The sequence below is a fragment of the Streptomyces sp. JJ36 genome, assembly GCF_021696945.1.
In the GTDB taxonomy this organism is placed as follows: Bacteria; Actinomycetota; Actinomycetes; order Streptomycetales; family Streptomycetaceae; genus Streptomyces.
On sequence record NZ_JACYHE010000029.1, the window covers coordinates 39,175 to 62,719 of the forward strand.

Sequence of the window (23,545 nt, forward strand, 5' to 3'; positions counted from 1 at the left end):
GTCCGGCGTCTCAACCGTGACGGCGTGCTCGGTCCGGTCCCTGTCCACGACGGCCCCGGCGCCCTGCGGAGGGTGGTTCTGGTGCGGTGCTTCCATGGCTCCGGATGGTACGCGCCAGCAGGGCCGCGAGGTGCGCGTCGACGAGCCCCGGCTGCTCCAGCATCACCAGGTGCCCGCCGTCCGTCACGGTCACGAGCTCCGCGCCGGGCAGCGCCGCGGCGATGGCCTCGCTGTGCGCGTGCGGCGTGATCTGGTCCCGGTCCCCGGCGAGGACCAGCACCGGCAGCTCGGCGAAGGCGTCCAGGGCCGCCGTCTTCTCGTGCTCGGCGAAGGCCGGGTAGAACTCCGCGACCACGTCCACCGGCACCGCCTCGATCAGCCGCTGCGCGAACCGCGCCACCCCGGGGTCCACCTCGCCGGGGCTGCCGAAGGAGTAGCGCCGCACCAGGGTCGCGAAGAGATCCGAGGTCGCCTGCCGGCCGCGCTCCACCAGCCCGCTCTGCGCGGCCAGCGCCCGCAGTGCCCCGGGCAGCAGCCGCCGTACCGCCCGTACGCCGGCGGCCGGCAGCCCGTACGTCACCTCGTCCAGGCGGCCCGCGGAGGTGCCGATGAAGGCCGCCCCGGCCACCCGTTCCGCCACGAACTCCGGGAACCGTTCGGCCAGCGCCATCATCGTCATGCCGCCCATCGAGTGCCCGACCAGCACGATCGGGCCCTCCGGCACCGCCGCGTCCAGCACCGCCTTCAGGTCCCGGCCGGTGACGTCGATGCTCACCGGCTCGCCCGCCGGCCCCCGCCCGGACCGCCCGTGGCTGCGCTGGTCCCAGAAGACGCAGCGCACCCCGCCGCGCAGTGCCGCGCGCTGGAAGTGCCAGGAGTCCTGACCCAGGCAGTACCCGTGCGAGAAGACGACCGTGGGCGGCGCCCCGGCTCCCTCCGCGCCACGGCCGCGCAGCAGCCGCGACCGGGCGCCCTCCGGCGGGTCCTCGCCCGGGGGGTCCAGCCGCACCGGCCGTACGCCCGGTCCGCCGAGCCCGTCGGCGCCCAGCGGGCCCGGCTCCTCCGCCCCCTCCGCGACGGCCGCCGCGGCTTCCCGGGCCTCCCGGGAGCCCCCGGCATCCCCGTCCGGCGCGTCCACGACGAACTCCTCCACCTCGTAGTAGAGCTCGGTGCCGTCCTCGGCGTGCACGGTGGCCGGGGTGCCGCGCAGTGACCCGTAGGGCCCCGCGATGTCCAGGGTGAGCTGCGCCCTGCGCCGCACCGTGCGGTTCACCATGAGCCGGTCCGCTGCACGGCCGGCGGCCGCGGCGCCCGCGACGGCTCCCAGGGCAGCGCCCGCGATCCCGGCACGGCGCAGCCACCCGCCCGTCCCCTCGCCCATCCGGTCATGCCTCCCCCTGTGTCTCGCCGGCCGGGTCCTCCCCGGCGTACACCCGGGGCACCCGCGCCCCGATGCGCGTGACGATCTCGTATCCGATGCTGCCCACGGCGCGGGCCCAGTCCTCCGCGGTCGGCTCGCCGCGGTCGCCCGGGCCGAACAGCACGGCCTCGTCGCCGGCCTCCGCCGTGTCGCCGCCCAGGTCGACCACGAACTGGTCCATGGCCACCCGCCCGGCGACCGTCCGCGGCTTCCCGGCCACCAGCACGGGGCCGGTGCCGGAGGCGTGCCGCGGGATGCCGTCCGCGTACCCGGCCGGGACCAGGGCCAGCGTGGTCTCGCCGGGGGTGGTGTAGGTGTGCCCGTAGCTCACCCCGTGCCCGCCGGGTACCCGCTTCACCTGCGCGAGCGAGGCGCGCAACGTCATCGCGGGGCGCAGGCCCAGCTCGGCCGCGCTCCCCACCTCGGGGGACGGGGAGAGGCCGTACACCGACACCCCCGGCCGGACCAGGTCGAAGTGCGACTCCGGCAGCGTCAGGGTGGCCGGGGAGTTCGCCAGGTGCCGCACCTCGGGGTCCAGGCCGGCCCGCCCGGCGACGGACAGCGCCTCCCGGAACGCGTCGAGCTGCGCGGCGATGGACGGATGGCCCGGCTCGTCCGCGCAGGCGAAGTGCGACCAGACGCCGGTGACCCGCACCGTTCCCTCGGACTCCGCTGCCCGGGCGGCCGCGACCAGATCCGGCCAGTCGGCGGGCGGACAGCCGTTCCTGCCCAGCCCGGTGTCCACCTTGAGCTGGACCCGGGCGGTGCGCCCGGCCGCCCGCGCCCCCGCGACCGCCTCGTCCAGGGCCCAGCGGCCGCTCGCCGCCACGTCCACCCCGGCCTCGACGGCCTCCCGCCACGGGCCGCCCGGCGTCCACAGCCAGCACAGCACCGGGCCCCGGTCGCCCGCGGCACGCAGCGCCAGCGCCTCCTCGGGGGTGGCCGTGCCCAGCCAGGCGGCGCCCGCCTGCCGGGCGGCACGGGCACACGGCAACAGGCCGTGGCCGTAGGCGTCGGCCTTGACCACGGCCATCAGCGCCGCCCCGGGGGCGCGGGCCCGCAGGGCCCGGACGTTGGACCGCACCGCGCCGAGATCGATCTCGGCGCGGACCCGGAACGCCTCCGCGGAGGGCGGAGGCACGGCCGCGGGCGGCGGGGGCGGCGAGGCGGAGGACTGGTGGTTCACCCGCCCAGTCTCTCACCGCTAGCGATTCGGCTTCCGTCCCCAGATGTAAACCCGGTCGCCGCGGCTCAGCACGTGCCACAGGCGCTTCGCGTCCTCGTACTGCAGATTGACGCACCCGTGCGACCCCGGCCCGGTGTAGATGTCGTCGTACACCCCGTGGATGGCCTGACCGCCGTTGAAGTACTGGCTGAACGGCATCGGCGCGTCATACAGCCGGGAGTGCTCGTGCCGCACCCGGTTGGTGATCCGGTGCCAGCCGGTGCGGGTCTCGTAGCCCGGCTTGCCGCTGCGGATCGGGACCGGCTCGTAGATCATCCGGTCGCCGTGGCGCACCCACATGATCTGCCGGCTCAGGTCCAGACAGGCGACGGTGCCGCTGGTGCGCGGGCAGCCGCGGAGCTGGTCCGGGTTGGCGCGGGCCCAGCGGAGGGTCATGACCTTCCAGGTGGTGGGACCCGCGAAGCCGCTGTTCGGATAGATGCCGATCCGGGTCTGGTACTTCTGGATCGCCCGGCAGTCGGCGGGCGACTGCACGCCGTCGACCTCCAGGCCGAGCCGGCGCTCCACGAAGCTCTGGTAGGGCCCGGTCGACTCCGAGCACTGCGGCCGCGGCTCCTGCCGCGGGTTGGGCGGCCGTGCCGGCCGCGTGCCGCTGCCGGGGACGGTGACCTCCTCACCGGGCGGTACGTACTCGATGAGCGCGGTGGGCGTCGCGTACTCGGGGCCGGGCGTACGCCGCTCCGGCCCCGGGCGCCCGTACCGCCGGTCGGCGCCCTGTGCGGGGGCGTCCGGGTCCGCGGGGCGCCGCGCGGCCGGGCCCGGGTCCTCGCGGGGCGGGAAGGCGCCCTGGTCGGGGGTGATGCGCTGGTAGCGCTGCTTGGGCGGCAGCGGGAAGCCCGGGACGAGCCGGGACTCGGGGACGTGGCCGCCGGGTCCGGGGCCGTCGTCGGTCGTGGCGGCCGCCGCGGAGGTGGCGGCGCCGCCGAGGAACAGGGGCAGGGCGGTGGCGGCGGCGAGCAGCGCCGCGCCCAGGCGTGGGCGTGGGGTTCTGGCAGTCACGCCCGTACCTCTCCCGCGGTTCGCGGGCCCTCTCACGCGGAGACCCGCCACGACCACCCCCCTGCACGGCCTTTTCCCCCCGCGGGAGCAACGCCCTCCGCCCGGGTGTCCGGTGCCGCCCCTCCGGCCGGCACCGCACCCCGTGGTGCGGAGCACGCCCGCCGCGCAGGCGCGCCCCGCTCAGCCGGGGCGGCTCGCCTCGACGTCGGTCCAGGCACGGGAGAGCGCCCCGGCGACATCCATCGCGGACGGCGGCTCCTCCGCCACCCTCCCGGCCAGCCCGTGCAGATAGGCCCCCGCCGACGCGGCCTCCCGTACCGGCAGCCCCGTGGCCAGCAGCGAACCGACCAGCCCGGACAGCACGTCCCCGGTGCCCGCCGTGGCCAGGCGCCCGGTACCGGTCGGATTGACGCGTACCGGCTCCTCCCCGTCCGGGCCGGCGATCACCGTCGTCGACCCCTTGAGCAGCACCGAGGCCCCGGTGTCCGCGGCCAGGCGCCGGGCCGCGCTCATCCGGGCCGCCTCCACCTCCTCGCGGGAGACGCCCAGCAACGCCGCCGCCTCCCCCGCGTGCGGGGTGAGCAGGGTGGGCTGCGAACGGCCGCGGAGCGCGGCGCGGTCCAGCAGATGCAGCCCGTCGGCGTCGACCAGCACGGGCACCTCGGAGGCCAGCACCTCCTCCAGGGCGCCACGAGGTCCGGCGCCGTCACCGAGGCCCGGCCCGACCACCCAGGACTGCACGCGCCCCGCCTTGGCCGGCCCGGCCTCGCTCACCAGCGTCTCCGGGAACCGCCGCACCACCGCGTCCGCCGCCGGCCCCACGTACCGCACGGCCCCGGCGCCGCCGCGCAGCGCCCCGGCGACGGCGAGCACCGCGGCACCCGGGTAGCGCGCGGACCCGGCGGCCACCCCGACGACCCCGCGGCGGTACTTGTCGCTCTCCGCTGCGGGCCGCGGCAGCAGCGCGGCGACGTCCGCGTGCTGGGCGGCCTCGGCGGCGGCCTCTTCGGGACCGGGCAGATACGGCCCGAGCCCGATGTCGACCAGCCGCACCGCCCCGGCGTGCTCCCGCGCGGGGTCGACCAGCAGCCCCGGCTTGTAGGCGCCGAAGGTCACCGTCGCGGCGGCCCGTACCGCCTCACCCCGCACCTCGCCGGTGTCGGCGTCGACGCCGCTGGGCAGGTCCACCGCGACCACCGGCGTGCCGGCGTTCGCCACCGCCCGCACCAGCTCCGCCGCCCCGGGGCGCAGCCCGCCCGTGCCGCCGATGCCGACGATCCCGTCCAGCACCAGGTGGGCGCGGGCGAGCGGGGGCCCGGCCTCCTCCGGTCCGACGGCCCGCCCGCCGGCGGCCCGCAGGGCGGCGAGCCCGCCGGGGTGGGCGCGGTCGGGGGTGAGCAGCACGGCGGTCACCCCGGCGCCGCGGCGGGCCAGCCGGGCCCCGGCGTGGAGCGCGTCCCCGCCGTTGTCGCCGCTGCCGGCCAGCAGCACCACCCGGGACCCGTACGTCCGTACCAGCATCCCGGCGCAGGCGGCGGCCAGCCCGGCGGCCGCCCGCTGCATCAGCGTCCCCTCGGGGAGCCGCGCCATCAGGGCGCGCTCCGCGTTCCGTACGGTCTCCACCCGGTACGCAGTCCTCATGCGCCCAGTGTGACGAACCCGCGTCCGCCCCGCGGCCGGAGGGCCCTTCGCCCCGCGCCCGGCACGGGTGCCGACTCCCTCAGCGCTCGGCGACCACCACTGCCGAGGCGACGCCCGCGTCATGGCTGAGCGACACGTGCCACCCGGAGACGCCCAGCTCCGCCGCCCGGGCGGCCACGGTGCCGCGGACCACCAGGGAGGGCTGGCCGGAGTCCGCCTGCACCACCTCCGCGTCCGTCCAGCGCAACCCGCGCGGCGCGCCCAGGGCCTTCGCCAGCGCCTCCTTCGCCGCGAACCGCGCGGCGAGCGAGGCGACGCCGCGCCGCTCGCCGCTCGGCAGGTACAGCTCCGCCTCGACGAAGAGCCGCTCGGCCATCTGCGGCGTACGCTCCAGCGCCGCCGCGAACCGGTCGATCTCCGCGACGTCGATCCCCACCCCCACGATCACCGGACCGGCCGCCTCACTCCACCGTGACGGACTTGGCGAGGTTCCGCGGCTGGTCCACCTCGTTGCCGCGGGCGGTGGCCAGCTCGCAGGCGAAGACCTGCAGCGGCACCGTGGCCACCAGGGGCTGGAGCAGCGTGGGCGTGGGCGGCACCTCGATGACGTGGTCCGCGTAGGGGCGTACGGTCTCGTCGCCCTGCTCGGCGATGACGATGGTGCGGGCGCCGCGGGCCCGGATCTCCTGGATGTTGGAGACGATCTTGTCGTGCAGCACCGAGCGGCCCCGCGGCGAGGGCACCACCACCACGACCGGCACGTCGTCCTCGATGAGGGCGATCGGGCCGTGCTTGAGCTCGCCGGCGGCGAAGCCCTCGGCGTGCATGTAGGCGAGCTCCTTGAGCTTGAGCGCGCCCTCCATGGCGACGGGGTAGCCGACGTGCCGGCCGAGGAAGAGGACGGTGTTCTTCCCGGCGAGGGAGCGGGCCAGCTCCCGCACCGGCTCCATGGTGGTGAGCACCTCCTCCACCTGGGTGGCGACGCCGGACAGCTCACGGATCACCGAGCCGACCTCGTCGCCCCACTTGGTGCCGCGTACCTGGCCCAGGTAGAGGGCGACCAGGTAGCAGGCGACGAGCTGGGTGAGGAAGGCCTTGGTGGAGGCGACGGCGACCTCGGGGCCGGCGTGGGTGTAGAGCACCGCGTCGGACTCGCGGGGGATGGTGGAGCCGTTGGTGTTGCAGATGGCCAGCACCTTGGCGCCCTGCTCGCGGGCGTGCCGCAGCGCCATCAGGGTGTCCATCGTCTCGCCGGACTGGCTGACGGCCACCACCAGCGTCCGCTGGTCCAGGATCGGGTCCCGGTAACGGAACTCGCTGGCCAGCTCCGTCTCGCAGGGGACGCGGGTCCAGTGCTCGATGGCGTACTTGGCGATCATGCCCGCGTGGTAGGCGGTGCCGCAGGCCACTATCACGACCTTGTCGATCTCCCGCAGCACCGAGTCGGGGATGCGCACCTCGTCCAGGCGCAGGGCCCCGGAGGCGTCGATGCGGCCGAGCAGGGTGTCGGCGACCGCCCGCGGCTGCTCGGCGATCTCCTTGAGCATGAAGTAGTCGTAGCCGCCCTTCTCCGCGGCCGAGGCGTCCCAGTCCACGTGGAACCTCCGCACGTCCGCGGGAGCGCCCTCGAAGTCGGTGACCGTGGCGGCGTCCCGGCGTACCTCGACGACCTGGTCCTGGCCCAGCTCGATGGCCTCCCGGGTGTGGGCGATGAAGGCCGAGACGTCCGAGGCGAGGAAGTGCTCGCCGTCCCCGACGCCGACGACCAGCGGCGAGTTCCGCCGGGCGCCGACCACCACGTCCGGGTCGTCCGCGGAGACGGCCACCAGGGTGAAGGCGCCCTCCAGGCGGCGGCACACCTGCCGCATCGCCTCGGCCAGGTCGCCGCAGGAGGAGAAGGACTCGGCGAGCAGGTGCGCGACGACTTCGGTGTCCGTCTCGGACTCCAGGGTGTGGCCGCGCTCGGTCAGCTCCTCGCGGAGGAGTGCGAAGTTCTCGATGATGCCGTTGTGGACCACGGCGACGCGTCCCGCGTTGTCCAGGTGCGGGTGGGCGTTGCCGTCGGTGGGGGCGCCGTGGGTGGCCCAGCGGGTGTGGCCGATGCCGGTGGCCCCGGTGGGCAGGGGCCGCTCGGTCAGCTCCTTCTCCAGGTTGGCGAGCTTGCCCGCCTTCTTCGCCGCGGCCAGCCCGCCGTCGGCGAGCACGGCGACCCCGGCCGAGTCGTAGCCGCGGTACTCCAGACGCCGCAGCCCGGCCATGACCACCTCGAGGGCGGACCGCCCTCCCACGTAACCCACGATTCCGCACATGCGCGAAGCCTACGACGCGGCCCCGGGGGATCCACGCATCACCCCTCGTGGGCGGCCCGCTCTATGGCGTCCTGCAGCAGATCGAGGTATTCCGCTTCCTCGCAGCGCGGCTTGCTGCCGGGCACGTAGAGGTCGAGGGACTCGGCGAGATCCTCGCCCAGGTCCTCTTCGGGCAGGTCGGCCGCTATGTCCTCGTGGACCCGGCCGGCGGTCGAGGGGCGCGCGCCTGCCGCGTACGGGCGTCCGGCGGCCCGGTCCCGGTGCCGGCGCACCCGGGCGAGAAGTGAGCTCATGGGGTCCCCCATACGGCGGTGACACGTGGAGGAAACGTAAGCGGTGGCCCCGGGGCACGTACACCCTTCCCACATGATCGACATGTGCGGAGGTCCGCGTTCAGTCCTCGTTCCGCCGGTGCGCCGTCCGGCCCCGCTCCGCCGGGCGGAGAGCGGCTGCGCGGCGCACCATGGAGGGGGTGGCCCCGTGCCCCGAGCGGGACCGCGGGAGTGTGATGAGCGGGGAGGCACCGTGGGTGAGGTGCCCGAGCGGCCGGAGGGCCCCCGGGGGCGGCCCCCGGGCGCACGGTACGTGCCCGAGGCGCACGGGCCGGGTGGCGACCTGGAGGCGATCGCCGACCGTCTCCGGGAACTCGGTGATGCCCATCGGCGGATGCAGGGAGTCCTGGACGCGATGCTGGCGATCAGCCGTGAGCTGGACCTGTCCTCCGTGCTCCGGCGCATCGTGACCACGGCGATGGAACTGGTCGGCGCCCGCTACGGCGCGCTCGGGGTGCTGGACGAGCGCGGCGAGACGCTGGCGGAGTTCATCCCGGTGGGGCTGAGCACGGAGGAGGAGGCGGCGCTGGCGGGCGTGGAGCTGCCGCACGGCCGCGGGCTGCTGGGCCGGCTCATCCGCCACCCGGAGCCGCTCCGGGTGGCGGACATCGCCCGGCACCCGGACTCGGCCGGCTTCCCGCCGGGGCACCCGCCGATGCGGACGCTGCTGGGGGTGGGCATCAGCGTGCGCGACCGCGACTACGGCAACCTCTATCTGACCGAGCGCACCGACGGCCGCCCGTTCGACGAGAACGACGAGGCCGTGGTGCGCGCCCTCGCCGGCGCCGCGGGGGTGGCGATCGAGAACGCCCGCCTCTTCGGCCAGACCCGCAACACGGCCGAGGACTTCCAGCGGCTGCTGCTGCCCCGGCTGCCGGACGTGCGGCCGTTCGGCGCGGCCGCCTTCTACCGCCCCGCGTCGGAGCGGGAGGGCGCTACCGGTGAGGTGGGCGGCGACTGGTACGACGCGGTGCTGCTGCCGGACGGCACGCTGGGGGCCGTCATCGGGGACGTGGTGGGTCACGACCTCGCCGCCGCCGCGGCGATGGCGCAGACCCGGAACATGCTGCGGGCGCTGCTCTTCGACCGGCGCAGCCCGCCCAGCAGAGTGCTGGCCCAGCTCGACGAGACGCTGCACGCCATCACCGAGAACCCGGTGACGACCGCCTGTCTGGCCCGGATCGAACCGGAGGGCGACGACGGGTGGCGGCTGCACTGGTGCAGCGCGGGACATCCGCCGCCGCTGGTGCTCGACCCGCGTGGGGAAGCGCACTACGCCCCGACCGACCCGGGGCTGCCGCTCGGCGTGGACGCCACCCTGCCCCGCACTGACCAGTGGTTGCCGCTGCCGCCGGGCGCCACCGTGCTGCTCTTCACCGACGGTCTGGTCGAGCACCGCGACCACCCGCTGGACCGGGGGCTGGACGCGCTGAAGGAGCTGGCCGCCGCGCACACCGGTCTCCTGCCGGACGACCTGTGCCGGCTGCTCGCCGAGCGACAGCCCGGCGACGGCCACGACGACCTGGCCCTGCTGGCCCTGCGGCTGCCTCCCCGGCCGGACGCGCCCGGCGGCTGACGCGCGACCGCCCGGGCGCGACGACCGGGGCACCGGGGCGCGGACGCCCACCCCGGCCCGGGTACGACGCCCCCCTTCCGTATCCGGCGCGACGGGCGCCCCGCGTATCCGGCGCGACGACCGACGGGCGGCCCGGCGCGTCCCCGGGGCCCGCGCATCCGGCGCGGCGCCGACCCCGCGGCTCAGGCGCGGCGCCGGTAGGCCCGCATGGCCAGCGGCAGGAAGACCGCCGCGATCCCGGCTGCCCACACCAGCGACCACAGCACCGGTGCGGCGACCTCGCCGCCGACCAGCAGCCCGCGGAAGGCGTCGGAGAGATGCGTGACCGGATTGACGTCCACCCACGCCTGCAACCAGCCGGGCATGGTCTCCACCCGGACGAACGCGCTGCTGGTGAAGGTGATGGGGAAGATCAGGGTGAAGGCGAAGACCTGCACCTTCTCCGGGTCCCCGGCCAGCATGCCGATCAGGACGGCGCTCCAGGCGACGGCCGCGGCGAAGATCATCAGCAGCAGCGCCGCGCCGAGGAACCCGTCCAGGCCGCCGGTGATGCGGAACCCCAGCGCGGAGCCGAGCGCGATCATCAGCAGCATCGCCCAGAGCTGCTTGGCCAGGTCCGCGGTGATCCGCCCGAAGAGCGGTGCGGAGCGCGCGATGGGCAGGCTCCGCAACCGGTCGAAGACGCCCTTCGTCAGGTCGTTGTTCAGCGACATCGCCGTGTACATCGACATGAAGAGGGTGTTCTGCACGATGATGCCCGCGAGGGCGTACTGCAGGTAGTCCTGCGGGGAGCCGGCCATCTGACCGCCGAAGACGAACGTGAAGAGGAACACGAACATGATCGGCGTGATGCTGTAGTCCACCAGCTCCAGCGGGTTGTGCTTCACCGAGACCAGGCTCCGCCACGCCATGGTGCCCGTCTGCCGGACACCCGCGCCCGCTCGGACCCGGCCGCTCTTGGTCAGCGGGGCGGTCAGCGTCGTCGCACTCATCACGCACTCTCCGCCCGGGAGTACTCCGCCGCGCCGACCGCGGCCGCCTCCGGGCCCTCGGCAGGCTCCGCCTCGGGCTCCGCCCGGTGGCCGGTCAGGGCCAGGAACACCTCGTCCAGCGAGGAGCGGCGCAACGCCAGCTCGCCGACCGCGATGCCCTCCTGGTCCAGCCGCCGCACCACCGCGGGGAGGACCGCCGGGTCGTTGACCGGAGCGGTGATCACCTCACCCTCGACCTGGGTCTGCGGGCCGGCCGCCTCGGCCACCAGCACGGCGACCGCGCCCAGGTCCGCCGCCTCCCGCGGGCGGAGCTGGAGCACCTGGCCGCCCACCGCCGACTTGAGCTCGTCGGGCGTGCCCTCGGCGATCACCCGGCCCTTGTCGATCACCACGATGTCGTCCGCGAGCCGGTCCGCCTCGTCCAGGTACTGCGTGGTGAGCAGGGCCGTGACGCCCTCGGCGACCAGGCCGCGCAGCATGTCCCACAGCTCCCCGCGGCTGTGCGGGTCCAGGCCTGTGGTCGGCTCGTCCAGGAAGAGGATCTGCGGCCGCCCGACCAGGCTGGCCGCCAGGTCCAGCCGGCGGCGCATGCCGCCGGAGAAGGTCTTCACGGCCCGGCCGCCCGCGTCACCGAGCTGGAAGCGCTCCAGCAACTCGGCCGCCCGGCCCCTCGCCTCCCGCCGCGGCATGCCCAGCAGCCGGCCGATGAGCAGCAGGTTCTCGGTGCCGGTGAGGTTCTCGTCGACCGCGGCGTACTGCCCGGTGAGACCGACCAGGGACCGCACCCGGCCGGCCTCGCGCACCACGTCGTGACCCACGACGGTGGCGCGGCCCGCGTCCGGCCGGAGCAGGGTGGCGAAGATGCGCACCGCGGTGGTCTTGCCCGCGCCGTTCGGGCCCAGCAGGCCGAGCACCGAACCGGTGCGCACCGCCAGGTCGACGCCGTCCAGCGCCTGGGTCTCCTTGAACCGTTTGGCCAGGCCCTCTGCCTGGATCGCGTAACTCATGACGTGGCCTCGGAGTCTCTCGGGTCGTGACCGCCCGGCTCGGCGTCCACTCCTGCGACAACTGTGACCCACGCCACTGACATTCCGCCCGGTCGTCCGGGTTTACCCGCTTTTTGCCGGGCCTTCGGCTCCGCGGTCACGCAGCCGCCGAGTCCGGGAACACCGGCACCCCGCGGCACCCGGCACCCGGCACCGCGGCGAGGTACACCCGCACCCGGCGGCGCCCTACCCGAGGGCGCGCTTGACCACGTCCGCCAGCCGGTCCGCCACCGACCGGGCGAGCTCCAGCTCGGCCGCCTCCACCATCACCCGTACGACCGGCTCCGTGCCCGAGGAGCGCAGCAGCACCCGGCCGGTCTCGCCCAGCTCGGTCTCCGCGTCGGCGACCGCGGAGGCCAGCTCGGCGGAGCTGCCGACCCGCGACTTGTCCACGTCCCGCACGTTGACCAGCACCTGCGGCAGCCGCTCCATCACCGCGGCCAGCTCGGCCAGCGGCCGTCCGGTGGCCGCGACCCGCGCCGCCAGCATCAGCCCGGTCAGCGTGCCGTCACCGGTGGTCGCGTGGTCCAGGACGATGACGTGCCCGGACTGCTCGCCGCCCAGCGAGTAGCCGCCCCGCTTCATCTCCTCCAGCACGTAGCGGTCGCCCACGGCGGTCTGCAGCAACTCGATGCCCTCCCGGCGCATGGCCAGCTTGAAGCCGAGGTTCGACATCACGGTGGTGACCACGGTGTTCTGCCGCAGGGCGCCGGCCTCCTTCAGGCCGATCCCGAGGACGGCGAGGATCTGGTCGCCGTCCACCTCGTCCCCGGCCGCGTCCACGGCCAGACAGCGGTCCGCGTCCCCGTCGTGCGCCACGCCGAGGTCGGCGCCGTGCTCGACGACGGCGGCGCGCAGCTTGGCGAGATGCGTGGAGCCGCACTCGTGGTTGATGTTGAGCCCGTCGGGCTCGGTGCCGATGGTGACCACCTCGGCGCCGGCGCGGGCGAAGGCCTCGGGCGAGACCCGGGCGGCGGCGCCGTGTGCGCCGTCGATCACGACCCGGAGGCCGTCGAGCCGGTTGGGCAGCACCCCGACCAGGTGGGCGACGTACTTGTCGAAGCCCTCGTCGTAGTCCCGGACCCGGCCGACACCGGCGCCGGTGGGCCGGTCCCAGGGCTCCCCGGCTGCGTGCTCGCGGTGCCGCTCCTCGATGCGGTCCTCCAGCTCGTCGGCGAGCTTGTGCCCACCGCGGGCGAAGAACTTGATGCCGTTGTCCGGCATCGGGTTGTGGCTGGCGGAGAGCATCACGCCGAGGTCGGCGCCGAGTGCACCGGTCAGGTAGGCGACCGCCGGCGTGGGCAGCACGCCGACCCGGAGCACGTCCACCCCGGCGCTGGCCAGCCCGGCCACCACGGCGGCCTCCAGGAACTCCCCGGACGCGCGCGGATCCCGCCCGACCACCGCCACCGGGCGGTGTCCCTCGAACGTTCCCGCCTCGGCGAGCACGTGCGCCGCGGCGACCGACAGGCCGAGCGCCAGCTCCGCCGTCAGGTCCTCGTTGGCGACGCCGCGCACCCCGTCCGTTCCGAAGAGTCGTCCCACCGTGCTTCCTCCGAGAGTCGAGCCTGGCCGTCGGGCGCTGGCGCCCTCCCCGGCCCTTCCAGGTATACGCGCCACCGGGCGCCCCACCGCCGTTATGCCCCGGCGGCACGCCGAGGGTGCCGCCGGCCTGCGGAAACCCCCGATTCGTCCCCTTGCCCCGATAAGGGGAACGCCCCGGTGGCACGGTGCGTGCCACCGGGGCGTCGACGCTGCCAACGGCGGTCCGGCGGGTTCCCGGGCCGGGGCCCGGGACGGCGCCGGCCGCCCGGCAAGCGCGGCGTCAGCGCTTGCTGTACTGGGTGCCCTTACGGGCCTTCTTGAGACCGGCCTTCTTCCGCTCCACCGCACGGGCGTCACGGGTGAGGAAGCCGGCCTTCTTCAGCGGGCCGCGGTTGTTGTCCACGTCCGCCTCGTTGAGGGCGCGGGCCACGCCCAGGCGCAGGGCGCCGGCCTGGCCGGAGATGCCGCCGCCGGCGATGCGGGCGACGACGTCGTAGCGCTCCTCCAGCTCGAGCACCTTGAAGGGCTCGTTGACCTCCTGCTGGTGCACCTTGTTCGGGAAGTAGCCCTCCAGGGTGCGCCCGTTGATCTTCCAGCGGCCGCTGCCCGGGATGATGCGCACCCGGGCGATGGCGTTCTTGCGGCGGCCGGTGCCGGCGGCCGGCTGCGGGTCGCCGAAGCGGGAGGCCAGCGACTCGGAGGTGTACTCCTCCGGGGCGTCGGGGGTCTCGGTCGTGTACTCCTGGACGCCCTCGTCGACACTCTCGTTGACAGGGGTCTCGGGGGTGGTCTCGGCCACGAGTTCTCCTCGGATTCTCTTCGTCTTAGGGGGTGGCCGGACTTACTGCGCGACCTGGCTGATCTCGAACGGAACCGGCTGCTGAGCGGCGTGCGGGTGCTGGTCGCCCGCGTAGACCTTCAGCTTGGAGAGCATCTGCCGGCCCAGGGTGTTCTTGGGAAGCATGCCCTTGACCGCCTTCTCGACGGCCTTCGCCGGGTTCTTCTCGAGGAGCTCGTCGTAGCGGACGGAACGGAGACCGCCGGGGTAGCCGGAGTGGCGGTAGGCCATCTTCTGGGTCCGCTTGTTGCCGGAGAGGTGCACCTTGTCGGCGTTGACGATGATGACGAAGTCACCCGTGTCGACATGGGGCGCGTACACCGGCTTGTGCTTGCCCCGGAGAAGGGTGGCGGCCTGTGAGGCCAGACGGCCCAGGACGACGTCCTGCGCGTCGATGACGTGCCACTGGCGCTGGACGTCGCCGGGCTTGGGGCTGTACGTACGCACGGTCGTAGCCTTCGCTTCTTCAGTGAGTGTGGTCCCCCGAGCCGCACGGACTCGGGAGTCGGGTCCTGACAAGGCCACCCGCCGGATCACGGCAGTCATGACCGCACGCGGTGACGCGGGCCGGGTGCGGAATGCCGGTGCTCGGCCGGTGGGCCGGTGTAAGGGCCCCTCACGTGAGAATGAGCAAGCCGATACACATAACGAACTGGCAGAATACCGGTCCGCATGACCGCGGTCAAAAACAGGCCCCGCCGCCGTACGGGCCGGCGACGCCCCGCCCGCCCCGCCGGCCGCGGCCCGGCGCCCGGCCCCTGCTCACCCGGCACGGACCACCCGGCCCTCCTCCCAGACCGGTTCCGGTGCCTCCCGCACCCGCCCGTCCGCGCCGAAGACCAGGAAGCGGTCGAAGGAGCGCGCGAACCAGCGGTCGTGCGTCACCGCCAGCACCGTCCCCTCGAACCGCTCCAGCCCCTCCTGCAAGGCCTCCGCGCTCTCCAGGTCCAGATTGTCGGTGGGCTCGTCCAGCAGCAGCGCCGTCGCCCCGGCCAGCTCCAGCAGCAGGATCTGGAAGCGGGCCTGCTGCCCGCCGGAGAGCCGGTCGAACGGCTGCTCCGCCTGCTGCGCCAGCTCGTACCGGCGCAGCGCGCTCATCGCCGCGCCCCGGTCCCTGGCGTGCTCCCGCCACAGGATCTCCCGCAGGCTGCGCCCCTCCAGCTCCGGGTGGGCATGGGTCTGCGCGAAGTGGCCGGGCACCACCCGCGCCCCCAGGCGCCACGCCCCGGCGTGCGCCACCGGCTCCCCCGCCAGCAGCCGCAGGAAGTGCGACTTCCCGGAGCCGTTCGACCCCAGCACCGCGACCCGCTCCCCGTAGTGCACCTCCAGGTCGAACGGGTCCATCAGCCCGGTGAGCTCCAGCCCCTCGCAGATCACCGCCCGCACCCCCGTACGACCGCCGCGCAACCGCATCCGGATGTCCTGCTCCCGCGGCGGGCGCTGCGGCGGGCCCGCCTCCTCGAACTTCCGCAGCCGGGTGCGGGCCGCCTGCAGCCGGGAGGCCATGTCGGAGTTGAAGGCCGCCTTCTGCTGGTACATCTGCACCAGCCGCTTCAACCGCGCGCGCTGTTCGTCCCAGCGGCGGCGCAGCTCCTCGAAGCGCGCGAAGCGCTCCCGCCGCGCCTCGTGGTACGTGGCGAAGCCGCCGCCGTGCACCCAGACGTCCCCGCCCGCCGGCCCCGGCTCCACGCTGACCAGCCGGTCCGCCGCACGAGCCAGCAGCTCCCGGTCGTGCGAGACGAAGAGCACCGTCTTCCGGGTCTCCCGCAGCCGCTCCTCCAGCCACCGCTTGCCGGGCACGTCCAGATAGTTGTCCGGCTCGTCCAGCAGCAGCACCTCGTCCGGGCCGCGCAGCAGCGCCTCCAGCACCAGCCGCTTCTGCTCGCCGCCGGAGAGGCTGCGCACCTCGCGCCACCGCGCCCGCTCGTACGGCACCCCCAGCGCCGCGGTCGTACACATGTCCCAGAGCGTCTCGGCCTCGTACCCCTGGACCTCCGCCCAGTCGGCGAGCGCCTGCGCGTACCGGAGCTGCGCGGCCTCCTCGTCCGGCGGCCCGTCCTCGGCCAGCAGCGCGAGCTCGGCGTCGTCCACCGCGCGGGCGGCCTCCCGGACGCGCCGCGGGGCCACCGCCACCAGCAGGTCGCGGACGGTCCGCTCGTCCCGTACGGACCCGACGAACTGCGGCATCACCCCGACGCCGCCCCCGGTGGTCACGGTGCCGCCGTCCGGCCGCAACTCCCCCGCGACCAGCCGCAGCAACGTCGTCTTCCCGGCGCCGTTCGGGCCCACCAGCGCGGCCGAGACGCCCTCCCCGACCCGGAACGAGGCGTCGGCGAAGAGCGGCCTCCCGTCCGGCAGGTGGTACTCCAGATGCGCTGCCTCCACATGGCCCATGCCGCGGATTCTCCCGAGGCCCGCCGGTGCGGGGCCAACGGTTTTCCGGGCCGCATAAGATGCGCCCCATGAGCTTTGGGCAGGGGGGTCCCGCATGGGGGCCCGGGGGTTCCTCGACTCCGGACTGGGCCGCGCTCGCCGAGCAGGCCGAGCGTAAGCGGGCCCGCCGCAGACGCTGGCTGCTGGCGGGCGGCGGAGCACTGGCCACGGCCGCCGTGGCCGGCATCGTGGCGGTCGCGGTGATCAGCGAGGGCGGCGGCTCCAGTCCGTCGGCGAAGCCGTCGGAGTCGCTGCCCCCGCCCGGGGACCTGCCCTCCGAGCCGACCGGCCCCCAGCCCTCGTTCGCCACCGAGCGGCCGCCCGCCCCGCCGGAGGACTACCTCAAGGACCCGGCGAAGGACACCGCCCCCCTCGGGGAGGACACCCTCTTCCCCGACGAGAAGGTCACCGTCCGGGGCCGGCAGTACCAGCGCGCCGAGACCGACACCGCGAAGAAGTGCGCCGACGCCGCCCAGCAGGACCTCGTCCCGGTGCTGAGGAAGCACGGCTGCGAGAAGCTCTTCCGCGCCACCTACGAGCGGGACGGCCTGGCCTTCACCCTCGGCATCGCGGTCTTCGGCTCCGAGGCCGCCGCCGCCGAGGTCAAGTCCGGCTACGAGCCCAACGTCGCCGCCCTCCCCGGCGGCGGGGTCCCCGACTTCTGCCGCGTGGTGCTCTGCCGCACGACGGTCAACGCCCTGGGCCGGTACGCCTTCTTCACCATCGCCGGGCACACCGACGGGACCCCCGCGGGCGACGACGACGAGAAGGCCAAGCAAGCGGCCCTGGACGGCTCCTACTTCGGCCACGACCGCCTCATGGAACGCGGCAAGCGCCAGTCCGAGGCCGACGCGGCAGCGGGCTGACGGCCTGACGGCCGGGGCCCCGTCCGTACGGCCGCCCGTTTCCCGGTTTCGCCCGGGCACCCCGGGTCTGCCCATCGGGGCCCGCCCGCGCCCGCCGACGGTCCGCCCCGCCGGCCCACGACCCGCGTCCGCCTGCGCGCCGGCGACCGGCGCGGCCAGGCACGACCACGTCCACGGCTCGCCGCGCACGGACTCGACGCGGGCCCACGGCGCACCGAACGGACGCGCCGACCCCTTGTCCGCCCGTGCGGACCGACGGGCCCGGCCGTGCGACGGCCCGCGGCCGCCCGCCTGCGCGCCGACGGCGACCACATCCACGGCACGTGGGCGCACCGGATCGCTGATCCTGTGGCCGCCGTGACACGGCCGGTGCTCCCGGAGCACCGGCCGCCCCGCCCGAGCGCGGCCCCGGCGACGGGCACCAGCGCGCGCTGCGCGGCGCCGCTCAGCCGGCGAGCTTCGCCGTCTGCGCCTCCACCAGCGCGGCCGGCACCTGCACGTCCCCCTTCTTCTCGGCGGTGAAGCTGACGGCCATGAAGAAGGCGAGCACGTTGCCCTTCCGGTGCACCGCGAAGGCCGAGCCCGGGATCTCCTTGCCCTGCTCGTCGGTGGTGACCATGGAGAAGGTCACCGCCTCGTCCCCGCCCCGCGCCGGAGCGTCCGTCGTGAGGCTGTCCACCCGCTGCTCGGTCCCGTTCACGGTGAACGTGCCCTCGCACCCCTGGAGCTGCTCGCGGAACTCCGCCAGCACCCCCTGGGCGCCCTTCCCCTCGTAGGTGGAGAGCCCCATCCGGACGACCGTCGCCCCGAGCGCGTCCTCGAGGGCCCGGTCCATCTCCTCCTCGGTGGTGTTCTCGTCCAGCGACGGGGTGCCCCCCGGCTTCTCCTGGGCGTCGCGCAGCACGGTGGCGGCCGGATCACCCGCCGCCGCCGTGGCGATCGCGTCCACCACGGGCCGGCACGAGGCCGGCTTGACCGCCCCCGGCTGCTCCGCGAGGTCCTTCTCCGTCGCCTTCTCGATGCGGTGGCCCTCGACGTCCCCCTGCTTCAGCGCCCGCTTCTCCAGCTCGGCAGCGGTCAGCGGCTCGGCGTTCTCCGCCGCCGGCTTCTCCTGCGCGGACGCGTCCTTCCCGCCGCCCTCGGCGCCGTCCTTCCCGCCATCGCCGCCGCACCCGGCCACCAGCGCCAGCGCCGCCGCCACCGCGGCCGCCGACAGACCCGTGCGCCGCAGCTTCTCGCCCATGTCTCCCACTTTCCGGTCTCCGCTCCCCGTCTCGTACGCGCCCCCTCGGGGCGCCGGATCGTGATGGTTCACGGCTCGCGACGCCCGGGGCAACCGGCGATGTCGGGCATAGCCGGATCTCCGTGATCACATGTTCGTCACAGGGCGTTCACCGGCTTCCGGCCGCGCGCGAACCCGCGTCAGCGCTCCCCCGCACCGATACGCCCCCGCACCCGCACACACCGGGCATGTCGCGTCCGTCACCGCGCCCCACGCGGGCGGACGGCGGGGCCGTGCAAGGGTTTTCCCCAATTCCGCCGCGCGCCGTGCGCGCGCAGCCTCCCCTCGGGGACCACCGCGGTCCCCGCCCCTGCGGGTGGCCTTGCAGGGGAGAGGAGGAAGGAGGACGGGATGCGGAGACTGAGACGCCTGACGGCGTCGGCCGCGATCCTGGCGCTGACCGCCGCGGGGGCCGCACTCGCGGGCGGCAGCGCGACCGCGGCGCCCACCGCCGCCCGCTCCGGCGCGGCCACGGCCGCCGCGCCGGACATCTCACTCGCCGACGTCAAGGCGCACCTGACCGAGTTCCAGCGCATCGCCGACGCGAACGGCGGCAGCCGCGCGCACGGCGAGCCCGGCTTCCGGGCGTCCCTGGACTACATCCAGGGCGAGCTGGACGCGGTGGGCTTCCAGACCCGGGTGCAGAGCTTCACGTACTTCGGCGAGACCGGCTACAACCTGATAGCCGACTGGCCGGGCGGCGACCCGGACCAGGTGCTGATGGCCGGCGCCCACCTGGACAGCGTCGGCTCCGGTCCCGGCATCAACGACAACGCCAGCGGCTCGGCCGGCATCCTGGAGGTCGCGCTGGAGGTGGCGCGCACCGGCCACCAGCCGGACAAGCACCTGCGGTTCGCCTGGTGGGGCGCCGAGGAGCTGGGCCTGGTCGGTTCCGAGTACTACGTCGACAGCCTCTCCTCCACGGAGCGGTCCCGGATCGACGGCTACTACAACTTCGACATGATCGGCTCGCCCAACGCCGGCTACTTCGTCTACGACGGCGACGACTCCGACGGCACCGGCTCCGGCCCGGGCCCGGCCGGCTCCGCCCACCTGGAGCAGGTCCTGGAGGACTACTTCGCCTCGATCGGCGTGCCCACCCGCGGCACGGACTTCAACGGCCGCAGCGACTACGGCCCCTTCATCCGGGTCGGCATCGCCGCCGGCGGTACCTTCACCGGCGCCGAGGGCCGTAAGACCCAGGCCGAGGCGGACATGTGGGGCGGCACCGCAGGACGCGCATACGATCCCTGCTACCACAGCTCCTGCGACACCACCTCGAACATCGACGACGACGCCCTGAACCGGAACGCCGACGCCATCGCCCACGCGATGTGGACCGTCGGCGGCTCGCAGGCCGCGAACGACTTCTCGGTCGCCGTCTCGCCGGACTCCGGCAGCGTGGACGCCGGCGCCGGCGTGCAGACCACCGTGCAGACGCAGACCACCCGCGGCTCCGCGCAGGCCGTCGCCCTCTCCGCGGAGGGCCTGCCGAACGGCGTCACCGCGTCGTTCTCCCCCTCCACGGTGACCAGCGGCGACGCGGCCACCCTCACGCTGAACGCCGCCGCCGGCGCGCCCTCGGGGACGTACGACATCACCGTCACCGGCACCGGCACGGAGACCACCGGCACCGCGACCTACCGCCTCACCGTGCACGGCACGTCGGCCTGCGGCGGGCTGCAGAACTCCCGCACCGGCACGCTGAGCAGCGGCGGCGCGGAGATCCAGCCGGACGGCAGCTACTACCACTCCGGCACCTCCGGCACCCACCAGGCGTGCCTGGACGCCCCGGACGGCACCGACTTCGACCTCTACCTCCAGAAGTGGAACGGCTGGTCGTGGAGCGAGGTCGACAGCTCCACCAGCGCCGGGCCCGACGAGGAGATCAGCTACCAGGGCTCCAGCGGCTACTACCGCTACCGCGTGCACGCCTACAGCGGCTCCGGCTCCTACACGCTCGGCTACAGCACCCCCTGACACCCCCGCCGAGTCCCCCGGGGTGAGGCGTCCTCCCGGCGTGCCGGTCCGGCACGTCCCACCGACGCCCCGGCCGGACGCGCCACCCGGACCCGGGCGCACCGCACCGCGCCCTGCGCCCCCGCCGAGGGCGAACGGCGCCCCGGTGCGGGGCCGCACCACCCCCGCGGCTCCGCACCACCGCACGACCGCGCGTACCACCCCCCGGCCCCGCAGCCGCGCCGCCGGGGGGCTCCACCCCACACCCCACGCCGGAAGTGAGGCACCCCATGACAGGCAGACGCTCCCGCAGACCCTCCCGGGACTCGGGTCCCGCCGGACCCGCACGACCCGCCCGGAGGCGGGCGGCCGCGCGCGGCGCGCTGATCGCCGGCTCCGTGGCCGCGCTGTTCGCCACCGCGGCCCTCGGCTCCCCCGCCCAGGCCGCCCCGGACCCCGACCCGCCGCAGGGCACCGTCCGCGGCCTGGACAGCGCCGACCGCGTACCGGGCAGCTACCTCGTCGTCCTCGACTCCGCCGCCTCCCTCGCCGGCTCCCCGGCCGCCGCCGCGGACGCGCTCACCGACGAGCACGGCGGCCGGGTCACCCACGTCTACTCCACCGCCCTGAACGGCTTCGCCCTCCGTACGGACGAACGCACCGCCCGCGAACTGGCGGCCGACCCGTCCGTCGCCTACGTCGAGGCGGACCAGCGGGTGCAGGCCACCGGCACCCAGCCGAACCCGCCGTCCTGGGGCCTGGACCGCGTCGACCAGGCCGAGCTGCCGCTCGACGACAGCTACACCTACCCGGACACCTCCGGCGGCGTCACCGCCTACATCATCGACACCGGCATCCGCACCACCCACTCCGACTTCGGCGGCCGCGCCCGCTGGGGCACCAACACCACCGGGGACGGCCGCACCACCGACTGCAACGGCCACGGCACCCATGTCGCCGGCACCACCGCCGGCGGCGACCACGGCGTCGCCAAGGAGGCCGACCTGGTCGCGGTCAAGGTGCTCGGCTGCGACGGCAACGGCACCACGGCGGGCGTGGTCGACGGCGTCGACTGGGTCACGCGGAACGCCTCCGGCCCCTCCGTCGCCAACATGAGCCTCGGCGGCGGCAACTCCACCGCCCTCGACAACGCGGTCAAGTCCTCCATCGCGGCCGGCATCACCTACGCCGTGGCGGCCGGCAACGACAGCTCCGACGCCTGCTCCGGCTCCCCCAACCGCGTCCCCGAGGCAATCACCACCGGCGCCACCACCAGCAGCGACGGCCGCTCGTACTTCTCCAACTACGGAAGCTGCCTGGACCTCTTCGCCCCCGGCAGCTCCATCACCTCGGCCTGGATCGGCAGCGACACCGACACCCACACCATCAGCGGCACCTCCATGGCGTCCCCGCACGTCGCCGGCGCTGCGGTGCTGGTGAAGGGCGCGAACCCGTCCTGGACGCCGCAGCAGGTCCGCGACCACCTGGTCGGCCTCGCCACCCCGGGCGTCGTCGGCTCCCCCGGCAGCGGCTCCCCCAACCTGCTGCTGCGCGTGCCCGCCCCCGGCGACCCCGACCCGGAGAACGACTTCGCGCTCTCCGTCACCCCGGACTCCGCCTCGGTCACCGCCGGCGAGAGCGCCGGCGCCACCCTGGGCACCGAGGTCACCTCGGGCAGCGCCGAGACCGTCACGCTCTCCGCCTCCGGGCTGCCCGCCGGCACCGACGCCGCCTTCGACCCGTCCTCCGTGACGGCCGGGGAGTCCGCACAGGTCACCCTCGCCACCTCGGCCTCCACCCCGAACGGCACCTACCAGGTCTCCCTCACCGGGCGCTCCGCCTCCGCCGAACACAGCGTCACCTTCACCCTGACGGTGACCGGCGGCACCGAGCCCGAGTGCACCCCCGGCCAGCTCCTGGCCAACCCGGGCTTCGAGTCGGGTGAGACCGGCTGGACCGTCACCGACCAGGTCATCGGTCAGTGGAGCAGCCAGGGACAGCCGCCGCACGCCGGCTCCTGGAACGCCTGGTTCAACGGCTACGGCCGGACCAGCACCGACCAGCTCCGGCAGAACGTCACCCTGCCGGAGGGCTGCTCCTCCTACGAGCTGAGCTACCAGCTGCACATCGACTCCGCCGAGTACACCTCCTCCACGGCGTACGACACCTTCCGCGTCGAGATCCTCACGGCCGACGGCTCGCAGGTGCTGGACACCCTGGACACGTACTCGAACCTGGACGAGAACAGCGGGTACGCCCGGCACACAGCCGACCTGGGCACGTACGCCGGCCAGGAGATCCGGCTGCGCTTCACCGGCGAGGAGGACGTCTCGCTCCAGACCTCCTTCGTCCTCGACGACACGGCGGTCGACGTCTCCTGACGCTCCGCCGCCGTCCCCAGCCGTCCCCTGACGCCCGCTGACCTCCGCCGGCGTCAGGGGACGCCCACCCGGCGTCCCGGCCACCGGACCGGCTCCCTCCACGCCCGGAGCCGCCCACCGGCCGCACCGTGCGTCGTTCTCGTGCAGTGGCGAAACCGGGTCCCGGCGGATCACCTCGCTGACAAACGCACTGACCGTTGCACTCGGAACGCGAACAAAATCGACAGGGCGAGTTGAGGACCAGGGGGCCGGAATCTCACCCGAGCTCCGAGCACCGAGCACGTGTGCTGGGCGTCCGCTCTCACTTGCGTTCTCACAGGTGAACAGCGGTCTCAGAGTCCGGGGAAGGCCGCTGGCACCCGCCGCTTGCGGGTCCGGTTGCCGTCAGCACCCCACCGGCAGACGTCTACTACCGGACGAGCGTAGCGGGATCGATTGCGATGGGGATCGGGAAATCCAGGTGGGTGGTCGCGCCCGCGAGAGCATTCGTCCGCTCCAGGAACCGGTCGTCTTCCAGTTCGTAGACGGCGAGCCTCGGGGCCGGGTCGAACCAGGGCCAGAAGTACGGAACGGCGGCCTCCGCAACCACATGGGCTTGCCCCTGCGGTCCACGGTGCGGTTTCCGGAGACCGAGGCCACCGAGGGTCTGGCCGGTACGTACTCCTACCGGCAGAGCTACA

The 23,545-nt window shown here is 74.7% G+C and carries 18 protein-coding genes; 4 read left to right on the forward strand and 14 right to left on the reverse strand.

Annotation, left to right across the window (positions count from 1 at the left end):
* Positions 1-10: 10 nt before the first annotated feature.
* The 7 genes from HOY81_RS13800 to HOY81_RS13830 form a co-directional block, all read right to left on the reverse strand.
* The gene (locus HOY81_RS13800; protein ID WP_237320636.1) at positions 11-1,381 is read right to left on the reverse strand and encodes an alpha/beta fold hydrolase; all 1,371 of its coding nucleotides are present in this window, start codon (positions 1,379-1,381) and stop codon (positions 11-13) included.
* A 4-nt stretch (positions 1,382-1,385) separates the two neighbouring features.
* Positions 1,386-2,561: an alanine racemase gene (gene alr / locus HOY81_RS13805; RefSeq protein WP_237320653.1), complete on the reverse strand. Its 1,176-nt coding sequence runs from the start codon at positions 2,559-2,561 to the stop codon at positions 1,386-1,388.
* Between the two features lie 63 nt (positions 2,562-2,624).
* Positions 2,625-3,665 carry a L,D-transpeptidase gene (locus HOY81_RS27685; protein ID WP_237320637.1) on the reverse strand — a complete coding sequence of 347 codons (1,041 nt, stop codon included), beginning with the start codon at positions 3,663-3,665 and terminating at the stop codon, positions 2,625-2,627.
* A gap of 180 nt (positions 3,666-3,845) precedes the next feature.
* Complete coding sequence (locus HOY81_RS13815) at positions 3,846-5,306, reverse strand: NAD(P)H-hydrate dehydratase (RefSeq protein ID WP_237320638.1); 1,461 nt, start codon at positions 5,304-5,306, stop codon at positions 3,846-3,848.
* Positions 5,307-5,385: 79 nt separating this feature from the next.
* Complete coding sequence (locus tag HOY81_RS13820; protein ID WP_237320639.1) at positions 5,386-5,754, reverse strand: holo-ACP synthase; 369 nt, start codon at positions 5,752-5,754, stop codon at positions 5,386-5,388.
* Positions 5,755-5,767: 13 nt separating this feature from the next.
* Positions 5,768-7,615: a glutamine--fructose-6-phosphate transaminase (isomerizing) gene (gene glmS, locus HOY81_RS13825; protein WP_237320640.1), complete on the reverse strand. Its 1,848-nt coding sequence runs from the start codon at positions 7,613-7,615 to the stop codon at positions 5,768-5,770.
* 38 nt (positions 7,616-7,653) lie between these two features.
* Positions 7,654-7,908, reverse strand: coding sequence for a hypothetical protein (locus tag HOY81_RS13830; RefSeq protein WP_237320641.1), 255 nt, complete (start codon positions 7,906-7,908; stop codon positions 7,654-7,656).
* A gap of 373 nt (positions 7,909-8,281) precedes the next feature.
* On the opposite strand from HOY81_RS13830, the gene HOY81_RS13835 reads away from it, so the two are divergent.
* Positions 8,282-9,523 (forward strand): PP2C family protein-serine/threonine phosphatase, encoded by a 1,242-nt coding sequence (locus HOY81_RS13835; protein WP_237320654.1) that lies wholly within the window; start codon positions 8,282-8,284, stop codon positions 9,521-9,523.
* Between the two features lie 182 nt (positions 9,524-9,705).
* Here HOY81_RS13835 and HOY81_RS13840 read toward each other — a convergent pair whose 3' ends face one another.
* The 6 genes from HOY81_RS13840 to HOY81_RS13865 all read right to left on the reverse strand — a co-directional run bounded on the left by HOY81_RS13840 (position 9,706) and on the right by HOY81_RS13865 (position 16,338).
* Positions 9,706-10,515, reverse strand: a complete 810-nt coding sequence (locus tag HOY81_RS13840; RefSeq protein ID WP_237320642.1) for an ABC transporter permease — start codon at positions 10,513-10,515, stop codon at positions 9,706-9,708.
* Positions 10,515-11,522, reverse strand: coding sequence for an ATP-binding cassette domain-containing protein (locus HOY81_RS13845; protein WP_237320643.1), 1,008 nt, complete (start codon positions 11,520-11,522; stop codon positions 10,515-10,517). The genes HOY81_RS13840 and HOY81_RS13845 overlap by 1 nt, the downstream gene beginning before the upstream one ends.
* Positions 11,523-11,747: 225 nt before the next feature.
* On the reverse strand, positions 11,748-13,106 hold the full coding sequence (gene glmM / locus HOY81_RS13850; protein ID WP_237320644.1) for a phosphoglucosamine mutase: 1,359 nt from the start codon (positions 13,104-13,106) through the stop codon (positions 11,748-11,750).
* 280 nt (positions 13,107-13,386) lie between these two features.
* A complete protein-coding gene (gene rpsI / locus HOY81_RS13855; protein ID WP_237320645.1) occupies positions 13,387-13,905 on the reverse strand; it encodes a 30S ribosomal protein S9 in 519 nt (172 codons plus the stop codon).
* A 42-nt stretch (positions 13,906-13,947) separates the two neighbouring features.
* A complete protein-coding gene (rplM, locus tag HOY81_RS13860) occupies positions 13,948-14,391 on the reverse strand; it encodes a 50S ribosomal protein L13 (RefSeq protein WP_237320646.1) in 444 nt (147 codons plus the stop codon).
* A 315-nt stretch (positions 14,392-14,706) separates the two neighbouring features.
* A complete protein-coding gene (locus HOY81_RS13865) occupies positions 14,707-16,338 on the reverse strand; it encodes an ABC-F family ATP-binding cassette domain-containing protein (RefSeq protein ID WP_237320647.1) in 1,632 nt (543 codons plus the stop codon).
* Between the two features lie 68 nt (positions 16,339-16,406).
* Between HOY81_RS13865 and HOY81_RS13870 the strand changes: the two genes are divergently transcribed.
* Positions 16,407-17,243, forward strand: coding sequence for a hypothetical protein (locus tag HOY81_RS13870; protein WP_237320648.1), 837 nt, complete (start codon positions 16,407-16,409; stop codon positions 17,241-17,243).
* Between the two features lie 445 nt (positions 17,244-17,688).
* Here the strand turns inward: HOY81_RS13870 and HOY81_RS13875 are convergent, their stop codons facing one another.
* Positions 17,689-18,486 (reverse strand): sensor domain-containing protein, encoded by a 798-nt coding sequence (locus tag HOY81_RS13875; protein WP_237320649.1) that lies wholly within the window; start codon positions 18,484-18,486, stop codon positions 17,689-17,691.
* A gap of 390 nt (positions 18,487-18,876) precedes the next feature.
* On the opposite strand from HOY81_RS13875, the gene HOY81_RS13880 reads away from it, so the two are divergent.
* Positions 18,877-20,505, forward strand: coding sequence for a M28 family metallopeptidase (locus tag HOY81_RS13880; RefSeq protein WP_306423475.1), 1,629 nt, complete (start codon positions 18,877-18,879; stop codon positions 20,503-20,505).
* Positions 20,506-20,774: 269 nt separating this feature from the next.
* Positions 20,775-22,865, forward strand: a complete 2,091-nt coding sequence (locus HOY81_RS27385) for a S8 family serine peptidase (protein WP_272892770.1) — start codon at positions 20,775-20,777, stop codon at positions 22,863-22,865.
* Positions 22,866-23,545: the final 680 nt, after the last annotated feature.